Origin of the sequence: Sporosarcina sp. YIM B06819 (genome assembly GCF_033485175.1) — a bacterium.
Classification (GTDB): Bacteria; Bacillota; Bacilli; order Bacillales_A; family Planococcaceae; genus Sporosarcina.
Window position 1 is genome coordinate 1 of sequence record NZ_JAWLIQ010000044.1, and the last position, 12,329, is coordinate 12,329.

A 12,329-nucleotide genomic window follows, 5' to 3' on the forward strand; every position below is an offset into this window, starting at 1 on the left:
CGGGAGGCAAACAAGGCTTATAAGATTTTTATAGGTTTTTGGCAACGGATTTGATATGTCACTTGAAAAAGTTAAAGTAGCGGAATTAGACCATGAACAATTAGCAGCATTGAATGTCTTGGAGGATAAATTAGGGGTCACTTTAGTTGCTTATGAAAATGCTTCGAGGACCGCAAATACAACTCACGACCAATAATGGTGCCATAAAAAGTCCCCGGTTCTGAAAACAACATGGTGTTGTGTAGGATCAGAACCGGGGATTTATATTTTTTACTGAATAGCGGATTCGATAATCCCCTTCACTACTTCCAATGGAATTTTTGTTAGTTGTGCAATTAGTTCTGCTGGTACACTTTCCGCATGCATATTGAGGATAATTTCTCGGTCACGTAAATGCGCGCCTACCTCTTTTCCTTTTTCAATTCCCCTAAACTCCGCGTCTTCTTCCCGTTGCAACTGGTCTTTCAAATGAATTTCCCTTGAAATCGCCATCTTTACTGTCTCGGGGTTCTGGCTCAATCGTTCAATCTGGGAAAGAGCTTCTTTCAATGTCGAACTTTCCACAGCCAACGCCTCCTTTGTCTTATTATCACCTTTCATGAACAATAACCATTTTTCTAAGTCATTCGCATCTGCTATTGACTTGGCTTGAAGTTTTGGTAATTCTAGCACATGTATTTCTAGATGAGAGAAAAAAATCGTACCGCCTTCCGGATCCATTACTTGAAACGTACTATGGTAGTGGCGTTTTGGCAACAATACAAAATCAGTAATCACAATTTTGATGGTTTTTTTTAATTCCTCAATCATAATAGGCAAACGAACACTTAATTCCTCACCAAACCGCAATCGCCCCATCCGTCCGCGATTCCGTACCGCCCTGCAGCACGCCAGTCACTGGATTACGCCAGATAATCTGACCTCGCCCAAAACTACCGCCATCCTCAGCAGCCGTTACATCATGCCCTTTTTGAATAAGCTCCTGCACTAAATGACTCGGAAATTCCGGCTCCACCAGTATTTTCTTACCTTCTGTCCATTGCCATCTTGGCACGTCCAATGTCGCTTGTGGATTCAGTAAGAAGTCTACTGTGTTGAGCACAACTTGATAATGCCCCTGAGGTTGCATATAGCCACCCATGATACCAAATGGACCGACTGCTTGTCCGTCTTTCGATAGAAATCCCGGAATGATGGTGTGATACGTTCGTTTCCCCGGCTTCAAAACATTCGGATGAGCTTCTTCCAGCGAAAAGTCGCACCCGCGATTTTGCAGGCCAATGCCTGTGCCTGGTACCACAATGCCCGAACCAAAGCCCATGTAGTTCGATTGAATGAAGGACACCATATTCCCTTCCTCATCGGCTGTTGCCAGGTAGACGGTTCCGCCCTTCGGCAAGTCATACGGCTGTGGATCTAGCGCTTCATCGCCAATCAATGCGGAACGTTTTTCAGCATACTCTTCCGATAATAGATGTGCCGTTTCAACTGGCATATCTGCTTCTTCTGTAATAAACGCTTTGCCATCTGTAAAGGCTAACTTCATGCTTTCGATTTGCTCATGGATTGTCTGGCTCGAATTCCATTGTGGTGTACTTTGTTTTTTATAAATATTGAGCGCCATTAACGCGACCATACCATGACCGTTCGGTGGAATTTCCCATACATCGTAGCCTTTATAGTTCACGGAAATGGGCTCTACCCATTCCGGCTTGTATGTAGATAAATCTTCTTTCGATAAAAACCCGCCATGTTTTTTCATGCAAGCATCGATTTGTTCGGCAATTTCTCCTTCATAGAAATCACGTGCATCTGTGTCCGCAATGGCCCGCAATGTTTTTGCGTGGCCTGGTGAAGACCACATGTCCCCAGTTTCAGGTGCACGGCCATCTGGCGCAAAGGTATCGAACCATGCTGTGAATTCATCGCCTGTGAGTATTTCTTTAAATTTCTTATAGGCTAATCCCCAATATTTCGCGAGTATTGGTGTCAATGGATAGCCTTCTTCCGCGTAGCGAATCGCGGGGGCCAGTACTTCTTTCAACGGTAGCTTGCCAAATCTGCGGGATAGCTCGGCCCAAGCGGCTGGCGCACCCGGAACGGTTATCGGCACCACGCCATGAACAGGCATCTTGTCGTGTCCAAGTGCTATCACGGCTTCGGGCGTTAATGTGGCAGGTGCGGGGCCGGATGCATTAAGTCCATAGAGCTTGTCCTTCACCCAAACGAGTGCAAATGCATCGCCACCGATACCATTTGAAGTTGGTTCAACGACTGTCAGCGCCGCGGCACTGGCGATGGCTGCATCGATAGCGTTACCGCCTTTTTGCATAATCTCCAGCCCCGCATTCGCTGCAAGAGGTTGCGAAGTGGCAACCATGCCTTTCCTCGCAAATACGGTATGACGTTGTGATTGGTACGGGTGGTATGAATAATCCATGAAAAATCCCCCTAGTTGCTGTAATACTCTGATTATACCTTGGATAGTTGTAACTATATATATTGAACTAATGATTCTATCTAATCTCCAGCGAAGGCGCCTACTGGGGTTGCCGAAGCGACAAACTGTTAGTGGTTTTCTAACAGGCTTATCGCGGGAGGCATCCCCAAGCGCCAAGCGTTGTTAAGTGAATTTCTTATGTCAACATATATAATAAAAAAACCTTCCACACGTCAACAAACGCATGAAAGGCCTCACTATTATTCTTTCGTCAACTCTTTAGTACTTCTCACCGTATCAATCGGGCGCACCATTTGTTCAATTTGCTCGCGTTGCCCTTCTAAAAACGGCGGTAACGATAGTTTTTCGCCTAGTGTTTCGTAAGGTTCATCGCCCATGAAGCCGGGGCCGTCTGTGGCAAATTCGAAGAGAATGCCTGGCGCTACTCTTGAATACAACGATCCGAAGAAGAAGCGATCGACGAAGCCAGATGTGCGTAAACCAAAGCTTTCAATACGCTTCGTCCATTCGTCCAGTACGGCACGGTCTTCGACACGGAATGCCGCGTGGTGCACAGTACCAAAGCCTTGTTGACCCGGAGGCAGTACATCATTTTTTTCAACAATAACTTGTGCACCATTTCCGCCTTCGCCAACTTCGAATAAATGCAGATCCCCTTCTTGCCCAATCTCCTTGAATAACAGAACCTTCTCCAACACTTCTTTCATATACTCAAATTCAACAATGCGAATATGGATCGGTCCAAGTCCAGTAATCGCATATTCCAATGGAACTGGTCCTTTTTGCCATGGCGTACCGGATGCAATACCTTTATTGTTTTCATCCGAAATCAATTGGTATTGCTGGTCATCGAAATCGACGAATGATACCACTTTGACACCAAATTGCTGTTGAATGCCATCATGCTTCACATCCAGTCGATCAAAGCGTTTGACCCAGTAGTCTAGTGCGGCATCTGTCGGCACACGGAAAGCTGTTTTATAGATTTCATTTGTACCGTGCGTGCCTTTTTGAATGCCTGGGAAGTCGAAGAATGTCATGTCTGTTCCTGCGCCGCCTACATCATCAGCAAAAAACAGGTGATACGTTTGAATGTCATCTTGGTTAACCGTTTTCTTCACTAAACGCATGCCCAATACATAGGTGAAAAATTTATAGTTCTCTTCCGCGCTGCTTGTAATCGCTGTTACGTGGTGCATTCCTTTTAAATGATTCATGGTGAGTCCTCCAATGTATGTTTTTATTTCCGAACAATAATTATCTCGAATTCAAGATAATATTATAGCAAATATACGACAATGTCAATGTCTTTGATTTGGAACGGCTTACATAATCTTTACATTACTTTTACATTAAACTTTTCTTCCCTGTTCTATAATTATAAATAGCTATATAACTTAGGAGGACTTTTGACATGCGAATCACCGTTGGTAGGAAGTTGTGGATTGGCTTTTCATCCCTATTAGTTATTTTAATACTCGTAGGTGTTGCTGGATTATGGACATTGGCGAAATTGAATGATGAGTACCGTTATTTAATCGACGATAAAATACGAAAAGTTGTGTTGTTCGAGCAGTTATTAGCGCAGCAAAATGAAGATGCCAAAAACATTTCTGGATTTTTCATTTATCAGGATGAGGCGTATTTGAAGCGCCGACAAGAGGTCATTAGTGCCAGTAAAGCGAACTTGAAGGAATTGGATCGACTTGTCCGCACGCCCTCTGCACGGGTGTTGTTGAAGGAAGCGCAAGAAGCATTAATCAGTTATCAAGATATTAGTGAAATTGTCATTCGCGATATAAAAGATGGCAAGTTAGAAACGGCAGCAAAAATAGCTGCCGAGGGACAGATTTACGAAATTGCTGTTACGGACACCATTCGTGAATTGATTGAACACCAAGAACGTCAGCAAGTGAAGACAGAGAAGGAGTTGCAGGATGCCTTGCAATGGATTCGTTTGCTCATTGCTGGCCTAATTATGGTCGCTGTTATCGCTAGTATGATCATTGGACGCAATATTAGCCTTAGTATTGCCCGTCCTGTTGGAGCGATGACAGTGATGTTGAAAAGATTAGCGACCGGAGATTTTGCTGTGGAACCCGTGAGTATTCGTAACCAAGATGAGCTCGGGGAAATGGCGGATGCTTTGAATGATATGGTAACGGATCTTCGAGGTATCATCACGAACGCAAGGTATTCTGCCAGCCAACTCGCTATTCATGCAGAAGAATTATCTGCTAGCTCCGAAGAAAGCCTTGCCGCTTCTGAGATGGTGGCGGGCATTACAGAACGCAATTTGTTAACCAATGAACGACAGGCATCTACTGTGCAAGAGTCCGCTGTTTCCATAGCTGAAATGGTTACTGGCATCGACCGTATTACGACAAATAATGAAGCTTTACGGGGTTCTTCCGCAGCAGTTTCGCAACTTGTCAATGATGGGGCGACCTTCATGAATGATTTCACCGACCAGATGCAGTCCATTCGTTCAACAATGGGACAATCTACAGACATCATTAATGAGATGGCGACGCATTCGGAAAAAATCCGCACTGTCACAGCACTCATCACAGGTATTGCTGACCAAACTAACTTATTGGCATTGAATGCGGCGATTGAAGCAGCCCGAGCGGGTGAACACGGCAAAGGGTTTTCGGTTGTAGCCGAAGAGGTCCGTAAACTTGCGGAACAATCCAAGCAGTCTGCGGAAGAAATTCGTCGGATGATGGATACCATGATTCACAATGTGGGACGAGCTGTTACGAGTACGGAAGACAGTAGCCAACGTGTTCAAGCCGGGCTTGCTGTAACCGAGAAAACAGGAGCTATATTTAACAGTATCGAGGACGCGGCGGCCGATATGAGTCAGAAGCTAGCCACTGTCTCTATCGCAATTGAACATATTCGTACAATGACCGACAAAGTGGCCAATGAATCAGCCACCATCGAAGAGCTTGCAGGACAATCAGCCATTGAGGCGCAGTCCACAAGTGCAGCGACAGAGGAACAGCTGGCAACTACGGAAGAGATTGCGGCAAGCGCGCAAACGCTGTCTAAATTGGCGGAAACACTACAAGATGATATGGCGCGATTTACGGTCTAGCTAGCGAAGGATTGAACTGCATCTTATTTCTTGAATCAAGATGGAAAAACCTCATCCTATGGTGAGGTTTCGACTCCATTTCTATTCCCTAACAACCGGCATTGAGCAACATCTGAAGGAACCGCCGGATTTAATAATTTCAGAGAAGTCGACTTCGATGACTTCAAATCCGCGGGCGCGCATTTGCGCGTTTACGTTTTTGTTTTGTGGCAGGCTGAACACTTTTTTATCGCCAATCGACAGTACATTTGTGCCCAATGTGAATTGTTTTTCTTCGGATACTTCGATAAGTTTATATTTCCTTGCCGAAAGCATGTTAATTGTTTCTGCATCGAACGCTTTCGGAAAGATTAGTCCCACTTCGGGTGATAAGATATTAAATACACAGTCGAGATGCAAGTACTTTTCATTGAATGGAACTTGGATGATGTCGTGGTCAGGTAAATCATGCCTCAATTTCCGGACTGCTTCTTCAGAGGTACGACTGCTGATGCCAACGTATAGTGTGCTACGATCTACAATGACGTCTCCGCCTTCGACACGGTCTGTCGTTGTTTGGAATAAGATGTCCTCGTCGTCCAACCACTCTTCAAGTACTTCCTCCTCTCCCTTGCGAATGTCACTAGCCATTTCCGCAACGAAGATTTCTTCTCCAACGGTGAAACCAATGTCTCGCGTAAAAACCTGTTCGGGAAATTGTTCAGATGAAGGCAGTTTAATCACTTCTACTCCATGCTCTTTAAGTACTTTTTCAAACTCTTCATGTTGTTTCATCGCTAGTTCCACATTTATATTTTCATCTTCATACTTTTTCTGCACGTCATTAATGACTTCTTCAATGGCCATAAATTTCGGCTGACATAGGATGACGCGGCGCAGCTTATCATATTCTGTATGACACTGTGTAATAGATGTCTCTTGTTCGGGAGAGTTCAATTTTCCATCCTCCATTTAACTTCTAACATTATCTTTTTATTCCCTGGAATGAATTTTTTATTCATAAAATTTATGGTATACAGCATAAAAGGCTGTGAACCGACACATAATGACACGGAGTAAAAGCCGTCCAGGTGAGCGTCTTTTCGTTTCAGAAAGGACTGCCTTTGGCCGACTTTTACAAATACCTTATACGTTTCCCCAGCTTCATGCACACTATCGTATACGTCTTCGCCTGCTGTGATTTTCAAATGTAGCTACATTTTTGGAGATAAATTAATTCTATAACAATGTAGTGGCACCAGGCACTCGGGTCCCCTCTGTCGATTTCCCGGGAAATACAGCGAATTATTTCTCCGCTGTTGCGTAGTATGCAGCCATTTCAACTTCCGGCACCATGCCACCGCCTGTTGCCCAGACAAGATGAGTTGCATTTGCTGCATTAGCACCCGTAATATTCCCACGAATGGTATGAATAGGACCCGTCATTCCTGCAAGTGCAGATGGTTCGAGTCGGATATTTTCCGTGTCAGCAATCCGTTTTAATAGCTTGAACAGCGTACCGTCTGCGATGGTATAACAGCCAGCCAGAAGTGGCTCCATTGTTTTGCCGACAAAGCCCGATGCTGTCCCTACCGCGAGTCCGTCTGCTACGGTTTTATTGTCTAGGCCAAAGTCTTGGACAGATACTTTGTCATGTAAGCCCGTCATCATACCGAGCATCATGCATGGGGAATGGGTTGGTTCTGCGAAAAAGCAATGCACGTGATCGCCAAATGCGAGCTTCAATCCGAATGCGACACCACCTGGTCCTCCACCAACACCGCATGGTAAATAAACATATAGCGGATGGTCTGCGTTCACAGCAATTCCTTGCTCCTTTAATTGTGCGGCAACTCTTTCCCCAGCAACTGCATAACCTAAAAATAAATCGAGTGAATTCTCGTCATCGATAAAGTGGCACGTCGGATCTGCATCTGCTTGACGACGACCTTCTTCAACAGCTTTACTATAATCATCTGCGTACTCGATGACAGTGACACCTTTTTCACGCAGCATATCCTTTTTCCATTGCTTAGCATCTGCCGACATATGGACAGTGACATCGAAGCCGAGCTTTGCGCTCATAATGCCAATGCTCAAGCCTAGATTACCAGTCGATCCGACGGCAATTTTATGTTTGGCAAATAACTGACTGAATTCCAGCTCTGCGAACTTGGCGTAATCGTCATCAGTTGTAATTAGGTCATGTTCCATTGCCAGCGTTTCCGCATGTTTTAGCACTTCGTAAATACCGCCACGCGCTTTAATAGATCCTGAAATCGGTAAGGCGTTATCTTGTTTCAACAGCAATTTCCCCAGTATTGCTGTTTCATAGTCATCCGCGAGTGCTAGTTTCATAGCTGGTATGGCCGTGAGAGGTGACTCGATGATGCCATTTGAAGGCTTTGTTTCTGGAAAAACATGTTCGATGTATGATGCAAAACGTTTAAGGCGAGCTGATGCATCTTGGACATCTGCCACGGTTATACCTGTCTTCGGAAGTCCCGTTGCTGCTGATTCCACCAATGGATTGAGCCATAGAACTTCCTTGCGTTCTATCATCTGCCTAATAAGCGGCAGCTGTTCTTTCCACTTGTTCACTTCTGTTTGATCCAACATGGATTCGCCTCCTTTTTATCTTCCCATTATTATAGAACTAGCATTCTAACTATTCAAATATTTAAACACCGTTTTTCACTTGCTCCGCGTCCACACACACCACCAACACTTTTCCCGAATACAATAGACTAACGATATGACGATGGGGGGCGTTTGAAGGTTGGGGCAATGGGCCACAGCGGTTCGAGGAGGCGTTCCTACAGTCGATGCGCAATCAGTTCGACAAGTTCATTGCTGATACCTGTTTTATGAAGTACCACCTACAGTTATATGTTGAATAGATAAAGACTTCGCTCGGAAGACTACAGTCCTTCTGAGCGGAGTTTTCTTTATTACAATTGTGTCCGCACATCCCATAACTCCGGGAAAAAGCGATGGTCCAGCACCGATTTCAAATAGTTCACGCCAGACGAGCCACCCGTCCCCATTTTGAAACCAATGATGCGTTCAACCGTTTTCATATGGCGGAAGCGCCATTGCTGATGGCTGTCTTCAATGTCGACTAGCTTTTCCGCAAGCTGATATAAATCCCAGTAATCATCGACATTGCGGTACACCTCAAGCCAAGCATCGGCTACTGTCGAATCCCCTTGATAGGTAACGGAAAAATCGCGGGTCAGCAATTCAGGCGTAATCGCGAAGCCGGCTCTTGCTAGCGCACGTATCGCTACGTCGTAAATACCCGGTGCACGATAAGCCGTTTCAAGTTCACTTGCTAGTTCCTGATTCTTCTCGTAAATCTTCAAAATATGGGATTGCTTATAGCCAAGCGCAAACTCAATCAATCGATTTTGATACGACTGGAAGCCCGATGCTCTGCCCAAGCTCCCACGAAACTCCATATATTCAGCAGGTGTCAGTGTTGCAAGTACATCCCACGCCTGAATAATCTGCGTCTGCGTTCTTGACACGCGTGCCAGCATTTTAAAAGCTTCCGGCAGTTCATCTTTTTCAATTAACTCAATCGCCGTGCCCAGCTCATGCAAAATGAGCTTCATCCACAATTCGCTAACCTGATGAATGACGATGAACAGCATTTCATCATGATGACCTGACAAGCGTTGCTGACTCGACAATAATGTATCGAGATGCAAATACTCGCCATACGTCATATTATCTCGAAAATCCGTGTGAATCCCTTTTTCACTCATGAGCCCACCTCCGTAATACAGCGCGCACTGGACTACCATCGCCATCTCGCAGTGGTAACGGCAACGCAATTAACTCGTAATCCCCCGGCTCCACCGCATTGAGTACGATATTTTCCAAAATCATCACGCCGTTGTCATTGAGCGCATGATGTGCCTCCATCAGCTTGCTATCTTCCGGGTCAACCGATGGCGTATCAACGCCAATCAGCCGAACCCCTCGCTCTTTCAATAAAAGCCCGATATCCGCACGCAGCACTGTGAACTTCTGTGGGAATACATTCGCATCAGGACGACTTCCCGTTTTCAATAAAACCCGTTCTGCACCGCCGAAATCGAGCCCTTCCAACTGCGCGCGCCCAATACTTTCAGCACCTGTCACATCAATCACTCGTGCACGTCCGATATACAAGTCAATCGGTAAATCAAGCACTCTCTTGCCGTTATCATCAAAGTGAAACGGTGCATCAATATGTGTCCCCATATGTGTACTCGTCGTCATCTTGCCAATATTAACGGAACCCGTATCCGCCTTAGCAAATGCAACTTCATACGTAAATGGCGTATCGCCCGGCCATTCTGCGATTCCATTTTGCAGCGGCTGTGAAATATCAATCCATTTCCCCGTCATGCCACAACACCCCTTTTATTCTCAAACTTTTCATAACGTTTTTCATCCATAATGACTTTCAGTTTCTGCACGGTATGCCAAACGTCTTCAAAGGAATTATACAAAGCCACAGGCGCTAGTCGGATACCATTCGGTGCACGGAAATCCGGGATAACTCCCACCGCTTTCAATGCCTTACAAATACGAGCCGCTTCCTCGTGTTCCAATAAAATATGGCCCCCACGCGAGTCGTCGAGTGGATTGCCAATGGTAAAACCATAAGCGGACAGTTCTTCCTTTATTAATTCCAACATATAAGCCGTCAACTGAAGCGATTTATCACGCACACTTTGAATACCGACTTCCTCAAATAATTCTAGCGCACCAATAACCGGCGCTAGACTAAGGACATGCGGTGTTCCAATCTGATAGGCCGCCGCCTCCATTGCGGGATCCATCGTATGATCCATATCAAACTGCGATTCTTTTTTGGAGCCAAACCAACCAGCTAATCCAGGTGCTGTACCGAAATGTTTGTCATGGACAAATAATCCCGCAACGGAACCTGGTCCGCCATTCAAATGCTTATACGTGCACCAAAAGGCGAAATCCGTTCCCCAATTATGTAAAGCGTGTTCAACTGCACCAACCGAGTGACATAAGTCGAAGCCAATCGGAATGCCACGTTCATGTGCCGCCGCTGTTAGCCGTTCCATATCCAACACTTGCCCGCTTCGATAGAGCACTGCCGGCAAAACAATAAGCGCAATATCATCCGTCATCGCTGCAATAATATCCGCCTCGTCCAGCCATCTACCATCGCGACTTTTGACACGAACGAGATGTTCAGCGGGATCATAGCCTTTCAATGCGAGCTGACTTTTTAATGCATAAATGTCTGAAGGAAAATTGAGTTCATCCACAAGAATCTTTGTTTTATTTCCTGACGGCTTGTAAAATGTTGCCGCAAGCTGATGCAGATTTGTCGTGGTGGACCCCGTTGCAATCACTTCACTTGCTAGTCCCCCAACGAGTGGTGCCATCTTCTCCCCTACAGACTCCGACAGGTAAAACCACGGATTGTCCCCTTCCGTCCAGCCATCAATGCCTAGCGTTTTCCATGAATCTAACAACTCATGCAGCGTTCGCTCCGCCCGTTTAGATAATAACCCAAGCGAATTGCCATCCATATAAATTGTATCTTTCAGCAGATAAAACTCATTCTTATACTTCGCAAGTTCGTCTTTATCGTCAAGCTCCAGTGCATAATTGACTCCAAACATCCCCAATTCCGTTACAGAAAACTTATAAAAAGTTATAAAACACCTAACTTTTACGTTCCATTGCTTCTTCATTGAATCTGCTTTCGCCATTTTCTCGCTACTTGCATTTGATATAATTCTCCAAAGCCTTCTATTCCCGACTAACGAATCGGTACACATCTTACAAGTATTCACATGCCTATTTGCAGACACATTGTACCCTTTTCACCGTATCGCTTCAGATTCAATGCAGCCTGAACATCTCGATCTATCCTGTTCCCACACGGACATATATATATACGTTCTGACAGCTTTAAATCTTTTTTCAACTGCCCGCAATGAAAACATAATTTAGAAGAGGGATACCATCTATCCACAAGTATGAATTGAACACCATTCCGCTCACTTTTATACTCCGCTTGTCTTCTGAATTCACGGAACTTTTGTTGTTGAATCGCCTTTGCTAGGTGTTTATTTTTCATCATTCCACTCACATTCAAATCTTCTAACACGATAAACCTTGGTTTTCGGTTCACGATTTCAGAAGTAATTTGATGCAAGTAGTTTTGACGAATATTCGTTAGTCTTCTTGTAATAGTTAATAGTTGTTGTTCGCTTTTTATAATGTTACATGTTTTCTTGTAACGTTCTCCCTCCATGTTGTATTGGTATTTTCGAGATACCTTGCGCTGTAACCGGCGCTTTTTCTTTTCTAGTTTTCTCACTTTTTTCGTTTTATTAATGGTCGGATAGACGGTGCCATCCGAGCAAATTCCTAAGTTGGTAATGCCTAAGTCAATCCCAATACCTACGTTCTTCGGGTATTCCTGACAGGTGTAAACGATGACGCCTACAGAAATCCACCAATGTAAACCATCGAACCTAATGCGAGGATTAACATATTTCACACCTTTTCCATGGGGAATCCGTTCTTTCTCAACGAGTCGAATCCAGTTTAGCTGTTGCTTATTTTCCCGCTTATTTTCTGCAAAACCTTCTACTTTTACATGCGTTGCTGTAAACCGGATTTTCAATGGATCCTGGTAAAAGCTTGGCACGGTTCCTCTTTTCGATTTGAATGTTGGATGCTTCGCTTTCCCATTGAAGAATTTTTTGTAGGCACCGCAAGCATCTTTTATCGCTTGCT

At 44.8% G+C, this 12,329-nt stretch carries 10 protein-coding genes; 1 reads left to right on the forward strand and 9 read right to left on the reverse strand.

The features are described 5' to 3' along the window. Positions 1–270 precede the first annotated feature (270 nt). The 3 genes from R2B72_RS17980 to R2B72_RS17990 form a co-directional block, all read right to left on the reverse strand. On the reverse strand, positions 271–849 hold the full coding sequence (locus R2B72_RS17980; RefSeq protein ID WP_318618242.1) for an Rpn family recombination-promoting nuclease/putative transposase: 579 nt from the start codon (positions 847–849) through the stop codon (positions 271–273). Next, a complete protein-coding gene (locus R2B72_RS17985) occupies positions 836–2,440 on the reverse strand; it encodes a gamma-glutamyltransferase family protein (RefSeq protein WP_318618243.1) in 1,605 nt (534 codons plus the stop codon). The genes R2B72_RS17980 and R2B72_RS17985 overlap by 14 nt, the downstream gene beginning before the upstream one ends. A 260-nt stretch (positions 2,441–2,700) precedes the next feature. Further along, positions 2,701–3,678, reverse strand: a complete 978-nt coding sequence (locus tag R2B72_RS17990) for a ring-cleaving dioxygenase (RefSeq protein WP_318618245.1) — start codon at positions 3,676–3,678, stop codon at positions 2,701–2,703. 197 nt (positions 3,679–3,875) lie between these two features. On the opposite strand from R2B72_RS17990, the gene R2B72_RS17995 reads away from it, so the two are divergent. Next, complete coding sequence (locus R2B72_RS17995; RefSeq protein WP_318618246.1) at positions 3,876–5,564, forward strand: methyl-accepting chemotaxis protein; 1,689 nt, start codon at positions 3,876–3,878, stop codon at positions 5,562–5,564. Between the two features lie 81 nt (positions 5,565–5,645). On the opposite strand, the gene R2B72_RS18000 is transcribed toward R2B72_RS17995, so the two are convergent. From R2B72_RS18000 to R2B72_RS18025, 6 genes are all read right to left on the reverse strand, one after another. Further along, positions 5,646–6,500 (reverse strand): dimethylarginine dimethylaminohydrolase family protein, encoded by an 855-nt coding sequence (locus R2B72_RS18000; RefSeq protein WP_412177881.1) that lies wholly within the window; start codon positions 6,498–6,500, stop codon positions 5,646–5,648. 348 nt (positions 6,501–6,848) lie between these two features. Continuing rightward, positions 6,849–8,162 carry a D-serine ammonia-lyase gene (locus R2B72_RS18005; RefSeq protein ID WP_318618248.1) on the reverse strand — a complete coding sequence of 438 codons (1,314 nt, stop codon included), beginning with the start codon at positions 8,160–8,162 and terminating at the stop codon, positions 6,849–6,851. 332 nt (positions 8,163–8,494) lie between these two features. Then, positions 8,495–9,352, reverse strand: coding sequence for a tryptophan 2,3-dioxygenase (gene kynA, locus R2B72_RS18010; RefSeq protein WP_318618249.1), 858 nt, complete (start codon positions 9,350–9,352; stop codon positions 8,495–8,497). Beyond that, the gene (gene kynB, locus R2B72_RS18015; RefSeq protein WP_318618250.1) at positions 9,306–9,941 is read right to left on the reverse strand and encodes an arylformamidase; all 636 of its coding nucleotides are present in this window, start codon (positions 9,939–9,941) and stop codon (positions 9,306–9,308) included. Before kynB ends, kynA begins: the two co-directional genes overlap by 47 nt. After that, complete coding sequence (gene kynU / locus R2B72_RS18020; protein WP_318618254.1) at positions 9,938–11,203, reverse strand: kynureninase; 1,266 nt, start codon at positions 11,201–11,203, stop codon at positions 9,938–9,940. The genes kynB and kynU overlap by 4 nt, the downstream gene beginning before the upstream one ends. A 170-nt stretch (positions 11,204–11,373) precedes the next feature. Beyond that, positions 11,374–12,329 (reverse strand): transposase (locus R2B72_RS18025; RefSeq protein WP_318618252.1); only part of this gene is annotated, 956 nt, incomplete at its 5' end.